General features: G+C 42.9%; 19 protein-coding genes. 7 read left to right on the top strand and 12 right to left on the bottom strand.

Annotated elements, in window-relative coordinates:
• Positions 1-73 precede the first annotated feature (73 nt).
• On the bottom strand, positions 74-1,021 hold the full coding sequence (locus EAE30_RS03885; protein ID WP_123014135.1) for an IS30 family transposase: 948 nt from the start codon (positions 1,019-1,021) through the stop codon (positions 74-76).
• Between the two features lie 328 nt (positions 1,022-1,349).
• Between EAE30_RS03885 and EAE30_RS03880 the strand changes: the two genes are divergently transcribed.
• Positions 1,350-1,670, top strand: a complete 321-nt coding sequence (locus EAE30_RS03880; protein WP_123014763.1) for a hypothetical protein — start codon at positions 1,350-1,352, stop codon at positions 1,668-1,670.
• Positions 1,671-1,795: 125 nt separating this feature from the next.
• On the opposite strand, the gene EAE30_RS03875 is transcribed toward EAE30_RS03880, so the two are convergent.
• The 7 genes from EAE30_RS03875 to poxB all read right to left on the bottom strand — a co-directional run bounded on the left by EAE30_RS03875 (position 1,796) and on the right by poxB (position 10,041).
• Positions 1,796-3,106 (bottom strand): alpha/beta fold hydrolase, encoded by a 1,311-nt coding sequence (locus EAE30_RS03875; RefSeq protein ID WP_123014762.1) that lies wholly within the window; start codon positions 3,104-3,106, stop codon positions 1,796-1,798.
• Positions 3,107-3,240: 134 nt separating this feature from the next.
• Positions 3,241-4,278 carry a DUF2955 domain-containing protein gene (locus EAE30_RS03870; protein ID WP_123014761.1) on the bottom strand — a complete coding sequence of 346 codons (1,038 nt, stop codon included), beginning with the start codon at positions 4,276-4,278 and terminating at the stop codon, positions 3,241-3,243.
• 12 nt (positions 4,279-4,290) lie between these two features.
• Complete coding sequence (locus tag EAE30_RS03865) at positions 4,291-5,352, bottom strand: HlyD family secretion protein (protein ID WP_123014760.1); 1,062 nt, start codon at positions 5,350-5,352, stop codon at positions 4,291-4,293.
• A 28-nt stretch (positions 5,353-5,380) separates the two neighbouring features.
• The gene (gene slyA, locus EAE30_RS03860; protein ID WP_123014759.1) at positions 5,381-5,836 is read right to left on the bottom strand and encodes a transcriptional regulator SlyA; all 456 of its coding nucleotides are present in this window, start codon (positions 5,834-5,836) and stop codon (positions 5,381-5,383) included.
• 125 nt (positions 5,837-5,961) lie between these two features.
• Positions 5,962-7,380 carry an EAL domain-containing protein gene (locus EAE30_RS03855; RefSeq protein ID WP_164711784.1) on the bottom strand — a complete coding sequence of 473 codons (1,419 nt, stop codon included), beginning with the start codon at positions 7,378-7,380 and terminating at the stop codon, positions 5,962-5,964.
• A gap of 246 nt (positions 7,381-7,626) precedes the next feature.
• Complete coding sequence (locus EAE30_RS03850; protein ID WP_123014757.1) at positions 7,627-8,241, bottom strand: esterase/lipase family protein; 615 nt, start codon at positions 8,239-8,241, stop codon at positions 7,627-7,629.
• A 72-nt stretch (positions 8,242-8,313) separates the two neighbouring features.
• A complete protein-coding gene (poxB, locus tag EAE30_RS03845; protein ID WP_123014756.1) occupies positions 8,314-10,041 on the bottom strand; it encodes a ubiquinone-dependent pyruvate dehydrogenase in 1,728 nt (575 codons plus the stop codon).
• A gap of 298 nt (positions 10,042-10,339) precedes the next feature.
• Between poxB and nhaD the strand changes: the two genes are divergently transcribed.
• Positions 10,340-11,776: a sodium:proton antiporter NhaD gene (gene nhaD / locus EAE30_RS03840; protein WP_123014755.1), complete on the top strand. Its 1,437-nt coding sequence runs from the start codon at positions 10,340-10,342 to the stop codon at positions 11,774-11,776.
• Positions 11,777-12,132: 356 nt separating this feature from the next.
• Positions 12,133-12,570 carry a DoxX family protein gene (locus EAE30_RS03830; protein ID WP_123014753.1) on the top strand — a complete coding sequence of 146 codons (438 nt, stop codon included), beginning with the start codon at positions 12,133-12,135 and terminating at the stop codon, positions 12,568-12,570.
• Positions 12,571-12,605: 35 nt separating this feature from the next.
• Here EAE30_RS03830 and EAE30_RS03825 read toward each other — a convergent pair whose 3' ends face one another.
• Positions 12,606-13,505, bottom strand: coding sequence for a LysR family transcriptional regulator (locus EAE30_RS03825; protein WP_123014752.1), 900 nt, complete (start codon positions 13,503-13,505; stop codon positions 12,606-12,608).
• Between the two features lie 146 nt (positions 13,506-13,651).
• On the opposite strand from EAE30_RS03825, the gene EAE30_RS03820 reads away from it, so the two are divergent.
• A complete protein-coding gene (locus EAE30_RS03820) occupies positions 13,652-14,032 on the top strand; it encodes a MaoP family protein (protein WP_123014751.1) in 381 nt (126 codons plus the stop codon).
• A gap of 77 nt (positions 14,033-14,109) precedes the next feature.
• Here EAE30_RS03820 and EAE30_RS03815 read toward each other — a convergent pair whose 3' ends face one another.
• Positions 14,110-14,364, bottom strand: a complete 255-nt coding sequence (locus EAE30_RS03815) for a DUF3081 domain-containing protein (protein WP_123014750.1) — start codon at positions 14,362-14,364, stop codon at positions 14,110-14,112.
• Positions 14,365-14,594: 230 nt separating this feature from the next.
• Between EAE30_RS03815 and nagB the strand changes: the two genes are divergently transcribed.
• Positions 14,595-15,395: a glucosamine-6-phosphate deaminase gene (gene nagB, locus EAE30_RS03810; RefSeq protein ID WP_123014749.1), complete on the top strand. Its 801-nt coding sequence runs from the start codon at positions 14,595-14,597 to the stop codon at positions 15,393-15,395.
• A 25-nt stretch (positions 15,396-15,420) separates the two neighbouring features.
• Here the strand turns inward: nagB and EAE30_RS03805 are convergent, their stop codons facing one another.
• A complete protein-coding gene (locus EAE30_RS03805) occupies positions 15,421-15,753 on the bottom strand; it encodes a bactofilin family protein (RefSeq protein ID WP_241967531.1) in 333 nt (110 codons plus the stop codon).
• 8 nt (positions 15,754-15,761) lie between these two features.
• Positions 15,762-16,712 carry a M23 family metallopeptidase gene (locus EAE30_RS03800; protein WP_123014747.1) on the bottom strand — a complete coding sequence of 317 codons (951 nt, stop codon included), beginning with the start codon at positions 16,710-16,712 and terminating at the stop codon, positions 15,762-15,764.
• An 876-nt stretch (positions 16,713-17,588) separates the two neighbouring features.
• Here EAE30_RS03800 and EAE30_RS03795 point away from each other — a divergent pair.
• Complete coding sequence (locus EAE30_RS03795) at positions 17,589-18,329, top strand: SDR family oxidoreductase (protein ID WP_123014746.1); 741 nt, start codon at positions 17,589-17,591, stop codon at positions 18,327-18,329.
• A gap of 11 nt (positions 18,330-18,340) precedes the next feature.
• Positions 18,341-19,546: an acetyl-CoA C-acetyltransferase gene (locus EAE30_RS03790; protein ID WP_123014745.1), complete on the top strand. Its 1,206-nt coding sequence runs from the start codon at positions 18,341-18,343 to the stop codon at positions 19,544-19,546.
• The last annotated feature ends 37 nt before the right edge of the window (positions 19,547-19,583 follow it).

Below are 19,583 nucleotides of genomic sequence, written 5' to 3'. Positions count from 1 at the left end.
ATATTAACAAAACATTGTCTTTAATTTGTTATTTATCCCCGAATTCAACTGCGAAGTGCGACACTCTCCAATATCAAGAAGCTAAAGCCATCTCCTCAAATATAATGGCTGCCTGCTTGAAGCCTAAACACTTTCTCGGACGGTAATTTATCCGCGATAAAGCGAACTCTATATCGATGTCCGTCACTGTCGTTAGATCGGTTCCTTTCTTCACATATTGCCTTAAAAGACCGTTCGCATTCTCATTAGCACCACGCTCCCAAGAACTGTACGGATGAGCAAAGTACACATCAGCCTTTAATTCTTTTGCGATGGTTTCATGACCTGCAAACTCTCGCCCGTTATCTGCCGTAATGGTATGGACATGTTTCTTATAGGGCTTCAGTAGCTCTATTGTCGCTTTGGTGACATCATCCGCTGACTTAGATGGCACTTTCTTTACCACGTAAAATCGAGTCTTACGCTCTAAAATAGTCACCATTGCACCTGTACCATGCTTACCTAGCACAGTGTCGATTTCCCAGTCACCAAACCGCTCCTTACTGTCAACGATGCTTGGTCTATCATCAATCGAAACGGCATTTTTTATCGCTGGAGCTTTCTCTTGTTTACCTCGGCGATACCGCTTATGACCTTGTCTCAAGTGACGATATAACTTACCGCCCAAGCGTTTATCTTGAGCAACAAAGCGATAGATCCACTCATGACTGACAGATGCACCAATTTTCGTTAATACATTAGAAATCTGCTCTGGACTCCAATCTGTTTCTAAAAGAAGGCGGATAAAATCGACACGTTCCTTTGGTATTCGGTATTTACGTGCTGTTTTGCGCTTTTTGGTAGACGACATCTGGGCTTCGTTAGGGCAATAATGCTCTCCCTTCCGACCGCGTTTAAGCTCACGGTATACCGTCGAGCGGTGGCACTGAACTGTTTTAGCTATTTCAGGAACCGAAATTCCCCGTTCCAAAAGAGCAGAAATCTGGTATCTTCTGCCTTCGGTCAACTGTTGATAATTCATGGTAGTACTGCTTGTTTCTTTGGCGAGAAGAGCGTACCACTTTCAGCAGTTGGCTTCCTCTTCTACATATTTCCATGAATGTCGCACTTATTATCTGAAATCGGGTCTAACAATAATAAAAGTAGTATTTCTTATTAGCATAAGATAGAATAAAATTACTCTACAAAACCAGCGAATAATTCATACTTCCCTTATTTTCAATACTTATATTGTTCTAATTTTTAGGCCATCTTAGTTTAATAATTATAATCTATATCGCCATCAATATAGATTATAATTATTTGCACGTTGAGACATTATAGTTCCTTAATTAGGTAGGAGTACACATATGAAATATATTGCAACCCTCATCGCCACTGCCGCTATTTCAATGAGTTTTAATGCATTGGCCGCAAAAGCCTCCGATATTTCTGTTGCTGTTTCATCTCACGCAAATCAGGCCAACATTACGGTCACTGAGAACGGAAAACCATTAAAAAATTATCCTTTCACTGTGAAAGGTCTGGTTACCACTGAGAAAAAAACCGGTCAAGATGGTTCAGTCACCATTTATAACAACGACAGTACATCGAAAACCGTAACTTTTATCGTTAAAGATGAAGATGGAAAACCAGTGAAAACGGACATATTTTTAGGCTATCAAGAATAACGACGTTGTAATTGCCTTCCGTCGTTTCTAATCAGCGATGTGAGCTGAATACGGCGATTTATTAATACATCATAAGATATGAATACGCTTTAGGGCTTAGCAATGTGCTAAGCCCTAATTTTTTATTAGGAAAGTAACGTTAATCCTAATTCTGAAGCTGTCTGCTCTCCCATCTGAATTAATTGATCAAGCACTCGTTCTCCATCAGCTCGCAATCCATTATGTTCATATTCATTGGTAATCCACGCTCGAGCGTAAGGAATCGCGTCAAGCGTTTCTTTGGTCAACTCCATATCCACAAACATATCGTCCGCATAAACGGCACAACTTATTGGAACAGCATTGTGACTCAACGTATCGGGAGAATAGAGCATGGACCAATCAGACTTTTCCGCCAACTGCATGGCGGCCGTTTTTAAAGGTTGTAAGCACTGATACTGCTCAAACATCCACGGATACACCATTTCCCCAGTAAATAAAAATGGTTGACCAGATTGATAATGGAACTGAGGATATTCATCTCGAATACGGTGGGCAGACCAACGTGAGGCACTGCTCTGACAATAAATAGACTCATGCAAAATCGCATAAATCGGATTAGTCTGATAAGCCTGAGCCATGAGCATGTCATTGAGAAATGCATAATTTAATACCGATTCGCCATTGACGCTAACAAAGGCACTTTCCAGAGCATAATAAGTCGGTAAAAAACTATCACTCACACCAAAGCGAATACCGATTTGCTGAAATTGCTCTACCGTAAAGCGCTGCCCATTGGGTAAATACACCTCATGAGATAACAAATAATCGGCAATATCTCGGCACCAAGTTTGCGCCTGTGGAAACTGTTGAAAGAAACGCTGATTTTTTCGCTGGGTATGTTGGTAGGTAGCGCGATATACGTCATCGGCATGACGCACTATCGAAGGGACGCCACCGGTGATATAACTGCGCAATAAAGAGTTCGGAAATAGCGAAAGATACGTCAGCGAGCAAAAGCCGCCAAAACTCTGACCGAGAATCGCCCATTGCTGAATTCCCCATTGTTCGCGAATTGACTCCGCATCTCTGACAATATTATCAGCACGGAAATGACTTAAATAGGTGACTTGCTGTTCGCTGGTCAACGACGCCAATGTTTCATGCGTGACTGGCGAACTAAGACCCGTCCCACGCTGATCAAGCAGTAAAACACGAAATTGCTGTAATGCTCGCTTCATCCAGCCGTGGTTCGCATCCATCCTAGGAGATGGGAAACCGGGTCCACCTTGAAAAAAAACCAACCAAGGCTTATTAGAGTCGGTCTCATTGGCTATCTCAACCGAGCGAGCGAAGACTTGCAAATGCTCACCAGTAGGAGCCTGATAATCTAGCGGCAAAGTAAAGTAGTGGCCTGTATAGCGGATCCCATCATTGACAAAACTATTCGTATTCATTGATTTTGCATTTCCTTAGCAAAGCACCATCTTAAGTCAAACGCCTACGTTATCACATATCACGTTAAGCTCAAGATGAGGTTTTCAGGGCCAAAAAAAGGCCTTCAGTTGAAGGCCTTTTAATGTAATCAGTGCTATTCGTTAGTAAAACGAGTCGCTGGAAAACGATTAAGAATAGTATGCACAATGTAAGTCAGTAATAGTGTAATGACAATCGCACACAAAATACTGCTAACACGATACAGAGCACTAAAAATCAAATCGCCCCCCGGCATCAAATATTGACCAAATAAAATGCCCAGCGTTGTTAATCCGCCAAACCCAGCCCCTGAGCCACTGGATTCCTTAACATGCATAAAGCCAAATAACATCGCGCCAATCCACAACAAAGGAACCACAAAAATCAGCATATCCGACCAATCATAAAGAATGATCTGCGCAAAAATGCCAAACGTGACCCCCATGATGGTTCCCATGGCACGCTTACGGGCATAGCCCATTGCTCCATTCCAATGCATCGGGAACATCAAGAGAATCGTGGTCGCTTGTGCTGACATCGAATCCTTCAAGTCCATCGTTTGAAAGACTAAAAATGACAATGTTGCAATGCTCGCGCCTAGCAAAGCTTCATGTCGCAGACGATGTGCTCTCTTCACCTCGCCTGGTGGCGGTGGCGGATTTCTGATCTCAACATCAGGGATCAGCCACATCATAAAAAAGGCAATAATAATCGAGGTAATATTGGCGACCACCAAGCTGACGATAAACGCATTCACGTCCGTCGCCTGAAAGCTTGCGAAGTGCAACATGACACTCAAGCTCAATACGCTATTCGCCCCAAACAGAAAGTACTTACCGCGTGACATACACGCAAATTTAGATAAGAACATTAAGAAGGCCAATAAGGTCATTATCCCTGGGTGCCCCCCAAAGAAACCGGCAATTAACCCCACTTCCAGACTACATACAACGGCAGATGCCAACATCTGGCGAGCAGCATGCATCGTCATGGTTGGGAGCATACCCAGCAACAAAACGGGAGTCACAGTGAAAAAGACACCGTTACTCCATCCAAACACTTTACAAAAAGTAAAGCCGATACTGGCCCCTGTAGCAATTCGTAAACACTGCCTGAAATCATTTTCAGACATGGAGTGATCCCATAACTTCATCATGCCACCTTATTAGTAGATGTAGTGAAGCAGACTAATGAAACGAATTTGCAAGCGTGCAAACATGGCAACCAAACCATTGTCAGGAATCAATTGCACCGTCGCCTTTGCTCCAGTATTAAAGTGCATATCATGAGGATTCACTAAAGCTAAGTGTACTCGCATACGCTGAGCGTCTCGCACCCAACGATTCGATGAACTTGGCGTCGCTAGGCGACCATTGGCATCAAATTGTCCCGCGCTGACACCCGCATCAATGGACACAATGCGGGCATCGAAGATTTGCCCGGGTTTACTGTCAAACGACACTTCAGCATGGTCGCCAACAGTATAATGACGTAAACTTTTCTCTCGAAAATCGGCGATGATATCCATGTTATCTGCGACCAACGCGATCAACGGCGTTCCCGCGGTGGCATAGGTACCAGGCTCTAATTGCAAGTTCGTCACTGCACCATCATGATCCGCAACAATCTTGGTGTATTTTAAATTGAGTTTGGCTTGCTCAAGTTGGTTTCGCGCAGCACGAATACTTACATTATTATCGTCATCTAGGGCGCCACGAGAAACTTGCAACTCCTTCAATTTGGCTTGAGCCGCTTGCAAATTCGCTTGAGCCGCAACCGCAATACTGTTTGCGTCATCAAACTGCTGACGTGATGTCCCACTGCGCTTAAAAAGACGGCTCAACCGATGTGCTTCGCGCTGCTTTTGTTCCATCACAATGCGCTGCGCCTGAACCGTGGCTTGCGCCGCCATGATAGAAGAATCAAGCTGAGCATTTTTCTGTTTGACCAAATCCAAATTGATTTTGGCTTTTTCGACAGCCAATTGATAGGGTTTCGGATCCACCTCAAACAGCACATCCCCTTTATGCACGAGTTGGTTATTCTTCACATCAATAGCAATAATTTGTCCATTAACTCGAGTAGAGACTTTAGTCACGACACGCGTCACCATCGACTGTGGGGTCAAAGGCATCACAAAATCTGCGATTAAGAAGTATGCAAATATAATAAGAAAGACCGCGCTAGATATTTTAATCCAGCGCGCAAATTTTTGATCGGGGGTCATAAACGCCTCTTTTTATTCAAAGTTGACTTCATTCGCTAAGCATTTTTAGGGCGTTACCAGTCATGGTATTTAATAAAAGGGAAAGTTTTTCAGCGTCTTCACAAGCAATACCAGACAAAATATCACTGCGTACTTGCACGATACGCGCTTCCATCTTGGTAAGAAGCTGTTTCCCGTCTTCCGTTAAACACACTAAGCGGCTGCGCTTATCATGTTCACACGGATGACGAACAACCAATGCTTGTTGTTCAAGTTGACTGAGTGTTCTCATTAAAGAAGGCAATTCGATTTCCAATGCCGATGCCAACTGTTTTTGTCCAACATTATCGCCAAGCCGACGAAGCTTCCACAAGGCCGTCCAACGTGGATGCGTTAATCCTAAAGGGGCAAGCTCTTTATCTGCCGCCATTTTCCATACGCGGGAAACTTTAAGTAACTGTTCGGCAAGAGATAACTGAAGAAAAACATCAGAATCGTGGATCATTGGTGTGCCCTATTGTCTTAGCGAAGGCAGAGTATAAATTACTTAGCATGCTAAGTAAATAACTTGTGAGCAAAATCACAATTCCATCTTTGACTTAAGGGTTTACTCGCCACACCAGAGCAACACTAAACGCAATATTGAGAAATAAACTGCTCCAATGGCATCGGCTTTGCGAAATAGTAACCTTGGAAATAATCGACGTGTCGCTCATTCAAATACTGAGCTTGATAAGCAGACTCGATTCCTTCAGCCACGGTAGGTACCCTAAGCCTCTCAGCTAAGTCCAAAACATTCGCAACAATATGGTCATTGGCATTATTTTCATCAATCATATCAACGAAGCTTTTATCGATTTTTAATAGATCAAATTGAATATTTTTCAGATAAGTCAGAGAAGAGTGACCAATGCCAAAATCATCCAAAGAAATCTTAATCCCCTTAGATTTAAGCTCATGAATACCATCGAAGAAGCGTTGATCATCGGGAACTTCAACCCGCTCCGTGAGCTCAAGCACCAAACTGCATTGCTTTAACTGAACTTGTACCACCATGCAATCGCGCAACAAGCAGGGGTCAATCAGTTGAGTGGCACAAATATTAAAGGCGATATGAAAATTCTCCGGTAATCGATGTTGATACTCGGTCAGTGAATAAACCAGTTTCATGACTAATCGATTAAAAATTCGATTAATTTGCCCACTGTGTTCGGCAGTAAGGATAAAATCGTTGGGAGCAATCATTCCTTTTTTATAATGTTGCCAACGAACGAGTATCTCAGCGCCCGTTAGTTGTCCACTGCCATTAAATATGGGTTGTAAAAAAGGCACGAACTCATCCCTTTTTAACCCTCGTCTGATCGCAATAATCATCCAGTCAACTCGGATTAAATAGCGATACGCTAATAGCCCAATCAGAAACGATAAAGCCACTAAAAAAACAAAGTAGTAAGAATAATTAATCAAAAAATAGTTGGTATAATTACTGTCATCTATCGTGTAATACACCTCTAGATATTGATTATTTGAAATAAAGTGACCATCCGGATCCAAACTATCAATTTTTTTTATCCCGGAGCGCGAGACTTGATAACCATCCACCACAAAAGTTGGCGTATAGTAATTCATTTCCGTGTAGAGAATGTCTTGGATGATGAGGCTATCAATCCCAAACTTGACTGTATCTTTCCATGTTTTGAGGCTTAGTAAAAACACATCGGAATTTTTGACTAACGGACTCGATGGAATGTATTTAATTGATACGCGTTTATCACTACTTCCTAACGTGTAAGGAACTTTTTTATCTAGGCTAATCGTACTGCAATAAATGTGCTTGTCATTGGTTTGGGACACGGAGCGAATGTAAGGATTCGCCAACACAAATTGTTGCGCTTCTAGTAAGAATTCTTGGCAGGTCGAACGGTGATTATCAAGCTTTATGTAATAGTCGGTTAAGATATTTTCAAACAATAAGTCAACATCTAACGAGATCGCACGCGAGTGAGTAATGGCGTATTGGTTTATCGTATAATGGGCTCGATAAACCATGAGAACTCCACCAATGATGATCAAACATAACGTCAACAAGATAACCGCAACGCTTATCTTATATTTGATTTTTGAAGCATAGCCCAAAGAAAACCCCTCGCAATAATGACTTCGTTGGCAACAAACTATAAAAAGTATCAATTGATTATAGCTTAATTATTACGGTGACTTGAACTAATGCAAAAAATCAAAAATATCAATTAATTAAATGTTAATTACCTCGAAATATTGATCATTAACCGTGCACTATGGCGTGGCAAAGTGGTCATGATGAAGAAAATGCTCAATATGGCCAATAACCTCGTCGCTGTATAACAAACTTAAGTGTGTATTGGAGGTCGCCACATGGTCTTTCATACCTTCGATACGGGTTTCATCGATCGTAACCGTCCCATCAGATGCATCTTTGAAACCATAGAATAAAGGCAGAAATCCCACTTGAATTTTGCCTGCAATACAACCAAGACTCTGTGGTAGATCCCATACATTATCTTTAGGCTCTAAACCAAAATCGACGGAGTTACCCAGAATGCTCCCCATCCCTATTTTTTCAATCCCCTTCACAATACGAGCGCCTTGCATCGGAGACCCCAACGTCACTACGTGAGACACCTGCTCGACGCTAAGTTGTCTATCCTTCAAGTAGCGCTGAATCATTAAACCGCCTAAGCTATGCCCAACTAGCGCGTTGCCCGACTCAGCTAACGCGTCATCGATCTCTTTAAACAGGGCTTCGGGCTTAATATGGGTTGTACTGTAATTGATCAAATGAGTCGTATGACCCATTGCAGCAAGACGCTCACTTAACGGCTTCATAACGGACGCATTCATATAGAGTCCGTGTAAAATCACTATGTTCATGCTATTCGGTCTTCCTTTGCGTAAAGCGCCTCCCTAATGAGAGGCGCAGCGTAAACGGGATTCGGCCTAAGTCTAGCGCAACCAATTGGTTTTGCTTAATTCCATAATCTCATCACCTTGCCCATTAATAATCGCTTTCAACATATACAAACTAAAGCCTTTCGCTTGCTCGAATTGTATTTTCGGTGGCATTGCCAGCTCTTGCTTGGCGGTATCAACTTCGAGAACAACAGGTTCGTCACTCTGTAAAGTATCTTGCAATGCACTGGCGAGGTCTTCCGGTTTAGAAACGTGCACGCCTTTGATGCCGCAAGCTTGTGCGATAGCCGCAAAACTTGGATTGTCTAAATCGGTATCATCCGACAAATACCCCGCAGATTTCATCTCCATTGCGACAAAGCCGAGTGAGCGATTGTTAAATACCACAATTTTTACTGGCAGGTTCAATTGTTTTAACGAAAGCAGATCCCCCATCAGCATAGAGAAACCGCCATCCCCACACATTGCAATCACCTGACGCTGACGATCGGTAGACTGAGCCCCCATGGCTTGCGACATCGCATTCGCCATAGAACCATGACTGAACGAACCAATTAAACGGCGCTGACCGTTCATTTTAAGATAACGCGCAGCCCAAACCGTTGGCGTCCCTACATCACAGGTGAAGATCGTATCCTCATTGGCGATTTCACTGATCAAACGTGTTAGGTATTGAGGGTGAATCAGCCCTTGCTTAGAGTCGCCTGACGCTTTGTCATCCAGAGCTTGACGCGCATCTTTATAATGTTGCGTACAGCGCATTAAATGCTTATCACAACGATCGGAATTCAGCAATGGAATGAGTGACGCTAGAGTAGACTTCGTATCACCAAGTACACCGAGATCAATTTGAGTATGTCGCCCCAACGATGCTGGATTATTATCAATCTGTAGAATCTTGGCATGGCTTGGATAGAAGGCTCGATAAGGAAAGCTGGTTCCCACCATCAATAATGTATCGGCTTCTTCCATCGCATAATACCCAGAGGCAAATCCGATCAGACCAGTCATCCCCACGTCATAAGGATTATCGTATTCGAGATACTCTTTGCCGCGCAATGCATGAACGATCGGCGCCTGTAATACGCGAGCCAATTCAACCACATCTTGCTGAGCGCCTTTCACGCCAGCCCCGCACAGCAAGGTAATTTTTTTTCCCTCATTTAACATCTCTGCCAATTGTTGGACGTCGTCTTGTTGCGGCAACAGCTGCGCTGGCTTAGGCACTGTCCATTTAGGTTCAGCGCCATCTGGCATTGGTTGTAAAGCGACATCACCGGGCAGCACCAATACCGCCACATCATTATGCAAAATGGCTTGACGCATGGCCGTTTCTAACATGAATGGCATTTGTTCTGGATTGGATACGAGTTCACAGAAAACACTGCAGTCTTTAAAAAGCTCCTGAGGGTGAGTTTCTTGAAAGAAATTAGAACCGATCTCTGAAGAAGGAATGTGGGCGGCAATCGCGAGAACAGGCACCTTATTGCGATGACAGTCATATAGTCCATTAATTAAATGCATGTTACCTGGTCCACATGAGCCTGCACAGACCGCTAACTTCCCAGACATGTGGGCCTCAGCGCCTGCTGCAAATGCGGCCACTTCCTCATGACGAGTGCCTAACCACTCAATTTCGTCCACTTTGCGTAGACTATCACTTAATCCATTTAACGAGTCCCCTGTGACTCCCCAGATACGTTGCACTCCCGCCTGGCGTAGTGTTTCTGCCACAAAAGACGCAATGGTTTGATTACTCATCGATCACTCTCCACTTATCCTGTCATTGGGTAGGTAACTACACAGCAACCATACCTTTCCTTACTATGTAGCGTAGCTCATCTTATATTGCGCTTACTGGAAGGGCGCTTCAAGTCATGCCAATAAGAAAAGACAGAGTCCTAACATAGCGGTGTCAGGCCAAAGCATGGCAACGTTACCATTGCACCATGCATGGAAAAATAGTCGTCAAAAGCACGGTTAATTGATTTAGTGCAGGATGCTTCTCGCCAAGAGCCCCTACTATTTCTGGTAGAGATGACATTATGGAGTCAAATGGATGAAGCATGCTACGTATCAAATACTCGTCTTTTTAAGTTTATTGTTCCCCAAGCTTTGCTTAGCAAGCGATTCTCAATCTATTCCAACGCTCACTCACACCTGGTATGGATACATCGCTATCGCGATTTTTGTGATGGCGTACGCGGCCGTTATCTGTGAAGAAAAATTGCACTTACATAAATCGAAACCCGTGTTACTTGGGGCTGGATTAATCTGGGGAATGATCGGTTGGGTCTACGCTCAACATGGGCAATCAGACGTCGTCGAGCAGGCTATTGAGCATAACTTGCTGGAATACGCCGAATTATTACTCTTTCTTCTAGTGGCAATGACCTACATTAGCGCCATGGAAGAACGTGGCGTGTTTGATCGTTTACAATCTTGGATGTTACAGAAAGACTTTCAGTTTCGAACCTTGTTTTGGGTGACTGGCGGATTGGCCTTCATCATTTCCCCAATTGCCGATAACTTAACGACGGCTCTACTCATGTGCGCGGTGGTCATGAAACTAGGCGCCAACAATCAGCGTTTTGTGAATCTTTCTTGCATCAATATCGTCGTAGCGGCCAATGCGGGCGGCGCTTTCAGTCCATTTGGCGATATTACAACACTGATGGTATGGCAAGCCGGAGACGTGCAATTTAGTCAATTCTTCTTATTATTCATCCCTTCATTGGTCAACTTTATGATTCCAGCACTGATCATGACCTATTTCCTCCCGAATGAACATCCAACGGTCATTCATCATCATCACGAGATGAAACGTGGAGGCACCGCCATTGTCGGGTTATTTTTATTGACCATACTGACCTCGGTGAGCTTCCATTCTCTCTTAGGTTTACCTCCTGTCATCGGCATGATGTTAGGACTCGCCTATTTGCAGTTTTATGGATTTTATCTGCGCATCACCTTCCATCAAGCAATCAGCAAACGTAAAAATCAAGCACTCCAAGAAAAAGACCAAACCACGCTCGCAGCGATGGGTAACATGGTGCCATTCGATGTTTTCCAGCGAATCGCCAGAGCCGAATGGGACACCTTGCTGTTCTTTTATGGTGTCGTGATGTGTGTTGGTGGATTAAGCTTACTAGGGTATTTGTCGCTGGTATCCAACGTTATGTATTCTCAATGGAGCCCGATGTCAGCCAACATTATGGTGGGCGTCTTATCCTCCATCATTGATAACATTCCAGTGATGTACGCGGTCCTTACGATGGATCCTGCCATGTCACTAGGACATTGGTTGCTCGTCACCTTAACCGCGGGAGTCGGCGGCAGCTTACTGTCGATCGGGTCGGCGGCGGGGGTCGCACTTATGGGGGCGTCTAAAGGACGATATACATTCGCTGGACACTTCAAATGGACGCCTGTGATATTACTTGGCTACTTGGCGAGTATTGCCTGTCATGTGCTTCTTAATCATGCGTTATTTTGAGTCACGTCAGTGTCAGTTGCCATATTGGTTGAGCGACCAATATGGCAGCAGAACCACTTGCCCTGGCCACGCTATACCATTTAAATATATTGAACATGAAAAACAGCATATGCTTATTAAGCAATCAATGAACAAAGAAAATGTCATTAAAACATCACAGAACTGGTCATTTTCTTGAAAAACTTCTCTTATTTTGTCCAATTGATAGTCATTATCAGCATTACCCACAAAAATTCATGTTCTAAAAAATTGAACAAGTATGTCGGAATTACCTTGTTATTAATAAATTAAGAATCTCATAGACTGAGTTCCTACACGCATTTTGCGTCTGATTGATAACAAATGGAATGACACCTATGAGCCTGATAAAACGACTATCTACTTCCCATCAAAACTTTGCACCTTTAGCACTTCGCGTCCCTGCTGGGATCATTTTTATGGCTCATGGCAGCCAAAAACTTTTTGGCTGGTTTGGCGGTTACGGACTGGAAGGTACGAGCAAATTTATGGCATCAATGGGGTTAGAACCGGGCATGCTAATGGCAACACTGGCAGGCAGTGGAGAGTTCTTCGGCGGTTTGTTGTTGCTGATAGGTTTAATGACACGACCAGCGGCAGCAATCACGGCTTTCACAATGCTTGTGGCTATCTTTAGTGTCCATATTGAGCACGGACTGTTTCTCTCCAATGGCGGATTTGAATACGCGCTTGCGCTTTTTGCTGTCTCGATTTCACTTCTCATCAGTGGCGGCGGCAAATGTGCAATGGATAATTCGTTAGCCGCGAAAAAATAACCAGCGCACCTTATAGAGACAATAAGAGACAAGCACTAGGCTTGTCTCTCCTTCTCGTATGCACTCGCCTTTTTCAAGCTATAAGCCGTAAAGGGATCAATACTTTTCACTAACTGCTCAACTTGCTGGATCGCGGCCAGCGATGAACTATTTTTTCGGTAACTCAAAAATACAGGCCGCAGCCAATCATCGACACCTTCCACCACGTACAACTGTTCAGTCGCTAAGAAAGGCGCAACAACCGAAACCGGTAAGTAAGCCGCCCCCGATTTCTCTAAGATGAAATCTAAGGCAATCCGAGCGGTTGACGTACGTAGATATGGAGCCGGTACATTGGGATGTCGCTGTGCATGCTCGGACGCAAAGCGCGCTCCCCAGTCCACATACACATAATGATGAGAAAACACCTCGTCCAAAGGTTGCGGCTGAGTCGATACCAAAACCAGTAGCATTTCAGCGACTTGCTTACATTCCAATTCATCACTTTTGATCGGATCAAAGGCGAACGCCATATCCAACGTACGTTCCGATAATTGTCGAATGAGATGCTCGCGAGACATCAACTCGGCAATGAAACCATAGCCTTCAAAGGCATCGGTCACTCGGCTCAAGCAATGCTGCAAGTAGCCATCCCAGATATTTGGCGTACCACTCATTGTCAGCTGTAACGCTTTGTCACCTTCGAGTGATAACTCATACTTCGCTTGCTGCAACGTATTCACCATGACTTCCGCGTAACCGATCAATCTTTCGCCAGCCGAGGTCAACTTAATGTTGTTACGATCACGAGTAAATAACTGAGTATCAAAAAAACTTTCTAATTGTTTAATGCGAGCGCTCACCGCAGCTTGGGTTAGATATAAGTTCTCAGCCGCTCGGCCAAAATGGCGAACCTTCGCTAATTCTAAGAAAGTGCGAAACACTTTGACATCCATAGACAATCTCAACGCTTAGTTAATCTGATTAATCAACACTTTTAATCACAACAATAAAAAAAATTTGTTTTCCTTTTGACAAAATTACGCCTAATTTTCGCCTTAAGCAATGGTATACATCAATAGCATGCATGAATGAGGCTGATATGTTAGATACTACATTTCGTCAAGGAAAAAAACGATTTTACGACAACAAGAAATTCTCTCGTGGTTTCGCAAAATCGGGAGACTTTACCTTAACGGAGGAAAATCTCCTAACCATTTATGGTGAAACAATGCTGGGTTTAGAGCAAGGTACACTGACGGCAGAGAACCCAGAAGAAACTCAATTTCTGAATGTGTTGCAACAGCCTGAACTCGCTCAAACTAAGCTAGAAAAAGTGTGGCTTAAATACACACGCCTAGCTAGAGGTCGCAAACGTTTTCACACGCTGCATGGCCACAATAAGCCGGATGATGATGTCAGCGATTACGTGGATACAGATGCGGACAACGACTCGATGGTCTCAGACCAAGAAGCGAGCTAAGCTAAAACCCCATCGCTCACATTCAATAAAAAACCTTACCTTCTCACAGGTAAGGTTTTTTCTATCAATACAGCTATCTATAAGGCTACAATCGCATCAATCTTCTTCAAAAAGTCCTCTTTTTGATGTTCACTCTGATAATCAAGATTGTACGTATTATGAAACCCAACAGATAGCTCCACCCCGCTTCCTCTTAAATACACGCTATATCCATCGTAATCAGAGTAGGCTTCGATCCCTTCGTAAATTTTGCCAAATTCTGTTGGTTTACCATGCTTCATAATGTTTTCGTAAGCATGCAGTATTTTGGTTTGTTCAATTTCATTTTTCATCTGATCGAATCCTCAGTTGAGTTTACACTGAGTATGGGGGTCAAAAGATCAGACAACAAGGGTCACAAACCAGAATACTTTTTTTACTATATAAATAAAGATACAGTATTAATAAGACTTGACGTATAAAAATCATAAAAAAACGCGTTATTAAGCAAAAAATCTCGCTAATAAAGCTAACTTATTTTACAATAAAAAATATATGATTAAAGACTATTGAGGTCAATGTTATGAGACTGATTCCATTACATAACGCAACGCAAGTTGGAGAATGGGCGGCTGACCATATTGTGCGCCGCATTAATGCTTTTAACCCGAATGAAATGCGTCCTTTTGTTCTAGGTCTACCGACAGGAGGGACACCTCTCGCAACCTATAAAGCATTAATCGCTCGTTGTAAGCAAGGAAAAGTAAGTTTTAAACATGTTGTGACATTTAATATGGATGAATACGTTGGTTTACCAGCAGAGCACTCTCAGTCTTATCGTTCGTTTATGTATGACAACTTTTTTAACCACATTGATATTCAAGAGAGCAATATCAATTTATTAAACGGGTCAACCGACGATCACGATGCGGAATGTGCACGTTATGAACAGAAAATTGCCTCTTACGGAAAAATCCACCTCTTCATGGGAGGCGTAGGAACAGACGGGCACATCGCTTTTAACGAACCAGCCTCGTCATTATCTTCCCGAACTCGCATTAAGACACTGACAGAAGACACGAGGATCGCTAACTCACGATTTTTTGATGGGGATATCAATCAAGTGCCTAAATACGCGCTCACTATTGGTGTAGGCACGTTACTTGATGCAGAAGAAGTCATGACCTTAGTAGTGGGCCACAATAAAGCGTTGGCGCTACAAGCTGCAGTGGAAGGTTCCGTGAACCATATGTGGACGGTATCGGCGTTACAATTACACAATAAGGCCATCATCATTTGCGATGAACCTGCCACCCAAGAACTAAAAGTGAAAACTGTAAAATACTTTTCACAACTTGAAGCGCCAAATATCGCCGGATATTAACGCTGGGCATGATCACTAGGTAAACTTACTCGCCACTCTGCTGAGCTTTGTTACGTTCAGCAGAGTTTTTTTGAGTGTCTTTAATATCACAGAGATCCACCACTGGCTTCTCTGGCGCCGATGCTGTAACCCCTTTAAAGCGCCCACCAGCTTCAATGCTTAAATCGTCACTATAAATGGTGCCTTCAACATCACCTTTACTGAGTATTTCGACTTTATCTGCATAGCAAATGCCATTGAATCGGCCATTAACAATAAAATGCTCAGCGTAGACATCTCCTTTGATGGATCCGCTTTCACTGATGACTAATTTTTTATCCACATGGGTCTGTCCATCAATTTCACCGTCAACTTGCATGTTATTCTCTACTTTGAGTTGTCCGTTAATTGAACATCCTTTTGCAATGAGAGTTGTAACTGAGCGCTGGCTCTTTGTTCTATGTTGTTGACTAAAGATTCCCATCTTATACCTTTTATTTTCGTAAATATCGTATCGAAATTATTCAACCCCCACTCAACAAATGGTTTGGGATTGAGCGAACGTCCAACAAATCTCACTTCATAGTGTAGGTGTGGACCCGATGATAGACCCGTATTACCCGAGTACCCTATCATCTCTCCTTTTCTGACAAAGTCGCCCATACGTAGCTTGAAGCGACTCATATGTGAATACGAACTGGTAAAACCAAAGCCATGCTGAAGACGCATATAATTACCCGCTCCTTCATGGCTCGGGCGAGTCACTTCAACAACGCCATCGGCTGTCGCGTATATCGGCGTACCACGACTGACTGCGAAGTCCTGTCCGCGATGAAACTTTACTTTTCCTGTTATCGGGTGAACACGCTTTCCGTACCCTGAAGACATACGCCCCTGTTTCACAGGATGCCCACTCGGTATAGAGTTGAGCATAATGACACGCACAAAAGAGGTAATAGCAGCGATATCCAAGCGCTCTTCTATATCCGCTTGCTCGGTATCATCGACACCGAGTACTTTCTCCAAATCACCCAATCTATCGGAAACAATTTGTATTTTCTCTTCACGCTCCAATACATCATTTTGCAGTTGGTCTTGTAATGCTTTCAGCGAAGAGACCTCTTCATTTAAAGAAAGAGACTGTGTTTCCAATTCTTTTTGTTTGTGTTTGGCAAAATCCACCTCACTGGATAAATAGTAGATGACGCCAGCTAATGTCAGGAGCGCAAAAACAAAGAGGTAGCCAAAGCCTTTCCAGAAATGACGATACCATTTTCCAACATGAAAATGCTTGGTACCACCAATAGAAGATATTGAAATAACTAAGCTTTCTTTCATCTACTCACATCATAGTTCGTTTTTTGTGCGCTATATTATCAGGTTAAAAACAGACAAAAAACCCGTTATATAGCCATTTTTAATAAATAGCTCATTAGAGGTAGGAAACACAACCAACGCATCGTGAGACAATCATACCCTAACGAAAAAATCCTTAGATGACATCAAACATGCCACATGTTTCGCCTCGACAGTTTGATGTGGGTTATCATTCACAGATTAAATATCACATATTTCAAATTATATTTGGTTATAACCCCATTCTAATCAGATCACCAACGTGAAAAAAAGCAAAGCGAATCATACTATATTAGCAATGTATCAAATTAATATATTGTTCAAAAAGAATTTTAAAGTCAACCTATTTTTTCTTTTCATAAATTAATGGGCAGTTATATACAATGATATATTCAAAAAAATAATATTAAATTCTCTTAAATGTTAATAATTCATAATAAAAAGACACTTAGCCATTAATTCACGCAAAAAATCATTAATGGTGATTTTAAAATCTACTTTTTAGTTATAAAAAACAAACTTAATTAAAAACGAAAATAATGTAAATAACAAAAAATTAATAAGCCACAAAGAAAACTAAAATAATTTAAAAACATATACTTAAATAATTAATACAATCAATATAGTAAACTAAAACAAGATAAATCAAACCATCAATTTGAAATATATCGTATTCTTTATATATTTTAGAGTAGTGTCATAATTTTAAATAAATGTAATAACTAGTATTAATGGTTCGGCATATATGACATATGTTTTTTCGCCGAGGGTGAACTATTACATGTTTTTAAACCTGAATGACATATGTGTCGTCATCTTTTTATCACCAGATAATCGATATTGAACGGAGTCTCTTTTATGAAAAAAGTCGCTTTAATTACAGGCGCTTCAGGCGGAATTGGGTCTGCCATCACTACGCAATTAATCAAAGATGGATTTAAAGTTATCGGAACTTATTTAAACGATACAGATGAGCAAGCGAAGAACTGGGTAAAAGAACAAGGATTCTGCGATGACGAACTGCGCTTATTAGAGTTAGATGTCACCAAAACTGAACATTGCGAAGAAGTGCTGTCCAAACTGTTGGAAGAAGAGCGGCACATAGACGTCATTGTGAATGCCGCTGGCATCACACGAGATGCGGTATTTAAAAAAATGACTGCAGCCGACTGGAATGCCGTTATCAATACGAATTTAAATAGTGTCTTCAATGTCACCCATCCGTTATTTCCATCCATGTTGGAAAGAGGCAGTGGGCGTATCGTGAACATCACCTCCGTCAATGGTATTAAAGGCCAGTTTGGCCAAACCAATTACTCCGCAGCAAAAGCTGGCATGATCGGTTTTACCAAAGCATTGGCATTAGAAGGCGCCAGAGCTGGCGTCACAGTGAATGCGGTCGCTCCTGGCTATACGGCCACCCCGATGGTGTCAAAAATGCGCGATGAAGTACTGGATTCTATCAAAGCGCAAATTCCGATGAAACGTCTCGCAACACCAGAAGATATTGCAGGTGCAGTCTCGTATCTGGTCGGCGATTCAGGCGCTTACATCACAGGTGAAACACTGTCCATCAACGGCGGCTTACACATGCATTAAGGAATATCATCATGGAAAAAGTTTTTATTGTTGCCGCCAAACGGACCGCTCTTGGATCTTTTGGTGGCTCATTAAAAAACGTCCCTGCAGGTGAACTTGGTGCTTGCCCTATTCGTGCGCTACTCGATGAATCAAAGCTGAATGGCGAACAAATAGATGAAGTGATCATGGGCAACGTCATCGGTGCAGGCCAAGGAATGAATATTGGTCGCCAAAATGCGCTCAACGCAGGCCTTCCCGTTACGGTACCCGCTTATACGGTCAACATGGTCTGCGGTAGCGGTATGAAGGCGGTGATGGATGGCATTTCCCATATCCGTAGTGGAGATGCACAAGTTGTGATTGCGGGTGGCGTTGAGGTGATGTCAGCCATTCCTTATGCCGTCTCTGGCTCTATTCGCAATGGACACAAAATGGGACACACACAACTGACCGACTTAATGATTAATGACGGTTTAACGGATGTATTCAATCAATATCATATGGGGCTTACCGCAGAGAATATCGCCAAAGAAGTGGGTATCTCTCGCTCAGAACAAGATGCATTCGCGGCCGAGAGTCAACGTAAAGCGGTCGCCGCGATTGAAGCTGGCAAGTTTCAGGAAGAAATTACCCCAGTTGAGATCAAGCAACGTCGAGACACCATCCTCTTTGATACGGATGAATACCCAAAAGCGAATACCTCACAAGAAAGCTTATCAAAATTGCGTCCTGCGTTTGATAAAGAAGGGAGTGTAACCGCAGGCAATGCCTCCGGCATCAATGATGGGGCCAGAGCTATCTTGCTCGCGTCCCAGTCAGCAGTACAGCAATATCAACTGACGCCTCTTGTCGAAGTTGTGAGTTATGCTCAACACGGGGTCGATCCGAAAGTCATGGGATTAGGCCCAGTTGGTGCCGTCACAAAAGCCCTAAATAAGGCACAACTTCAACTCAGCAACATCGATCTATTCGAACTCAATGAAGCGTTTGCCGCACAAGCGTTAGGCGTCATAAAACAGCTTGCTGAGACACATCAAATATCCACATCCACTATTGTAGAAAAGGCCAATGTAAACGGAGGTGCAATCGCATTAGGACACCCATTAGGAGCATCAGGCAACCGTATTTTGGTTAGTCTGGTTCATGAAATGCGCAAACGCGCAAGTCAGTATGGTGTGGCGTCATTGTGTGTCGGTGGAGGCATGGGCACAGCAGTGATCGTCAAATCGATCTAGTACAGTAACGGACAAAATCACCCACAATTAGGAGAGT

The organism is Vibrio zhugei, assembly GCF_003716875.1.
In the GTDB taxonomy this organism is placed as follows: Bacteria; Pseudomonadota; Gammaproteobacteria; order Enterobacterales; family Vibrionaceae; genus Vibrio; species Vibrio zhugei.
The sequence above is the reverse complement of the archived record's forward strand: the minus strand, read 5'-3'. Positions and strand labels throughout refer to the sequence as shown.

Bases quoted from the DNA above. Each gene is read 5' to 3' on its own strand.
- EAE30_RS03885 (WP_123014135.1), bottom strand. From the start codon at position 1,021: ATGAATTATCAACAGTTGACCGAAGGCAGAAGATACCAGATTTCTGCT.
- EAE30_RS03880 (WP_123014763.1), top strand. From the start codon at position 1,350: ATGAAATATATTGCAACCCTCATCGCCACTGCCGCTATTTCAATGAGT.
- EAE30_RS03875 (WP_123014762.1), bottom strand. From the start codon at position 3,106: ATGAATACGAATAGTTTTGTCAATGATGGGATCCGCTATACAGGCCAC.
- EAE30_RS03870 (WP_123014761.1), bottom strand. From the start codon at position 4,278: ATGAAGTTATGGGATCACTCCATGTCTGAAAATGATTTCAGGCAGTGT.
- EAE30_RS03865 (WP_123014760.1), bottom strand. From the start codon at position 5,352: ATGACCCCCGATCAAAAATTTGCGCGCTGGATTAAAATATCTAGCGCG.
- slyA (WP_123014759.1), bottom strand. From the start codon at position 5,836: ATGATCCACGATTCTGATGTTTTTCTTCAGTTATCTCTTGCCGAACAG.
- EAE30_RS03855 (WP_164711784.1), bottom strand. From the start codon at position 7,380: ATGGTTTATCGAGCCCATTATACGATAAACCAATACGCCATTACTCAC.
- EAE30_RS03850 (WP_123014757.1), bottom strand. From the start codon at position 8,241: ATGAACATAGTGATTTTACACGGACTCTATATGAATGCGTCCGTTATG.
- poxB (WP_123014756.1), bottom strand. From the start codon at position 10,041: ATGAGTAATCAAACCATTGCGTCTTTTGTGGCAGAAACACTACGCCAG.
- nhaD (WP_123014755.1), top strand. From the start codon at position 10,340: ATGAAGCATGCTACGTATCAAATACTCGTCTTTTTAAGTTTATTGTTC.
- EAE30_RS03830 (WP_123014753.1), top strand. From the start codon at position 12,133: ATGAGCCTGATAAAACGACTATCTACTTCCCATCAAAACTTTGCACCT.
- EAE30_RS03825 (WP_123014752.1), bottom strand. From the start codon at position 13,505: ATGGATGTCAAAGTGTTTCGCACTTTCTTAGAATTAGCGAAGGTTCGC.
- EAE30_RS03820 (WP_123014751.1), top strand. From the start codon at position 13,652: ATGTTAGATACTACATTTCGTCAAGGAAAAAAACGATTTTACGACAAC.
- EAE30_RS03815 (WP_123014750.1), bottom strand. From the start codon at position 14,364: ATGAAAAATGAAATTGAACAAACCAAAATACTGCATGCTTACGAAAAC.
- nagB (WP_123014749.1), top strand. From the start codon at position 14,595: ATGAGACTGATTCCATTACATAACGCAACGCAAGTTGGAGAATGGGCG.
- EAE30_RS03805 (WP_241967531.1), bottom strand. From the start codon at position 15,753: ATGCAAGTTGACGGTGAAATTGATGGACAGACCCATGTGGATAAAAAA.
- EAE30_RS03800 (WP_123014747.1), bottom strand. From the start codon at position 16,712: ATGAAAGAAAGCTTAGTTATTTCAATATCTTCTATTGGTGGTACCAAG.
- EAE30_RS03795 (WP_123014746.1), top strand. From the start codon at position 17,589: ATGAAAAAAGTCGCTTTAATTACAGGCGCTTCAGGCGGAATTGGGTCT.
- EAE30_RS03790 (WP_123014745.1), top strand. From the start codon at position 18,341: ATGGAAAAAGTTTTTATTGTTGCCGCCAAACGGACCGCTCTTGGATCT.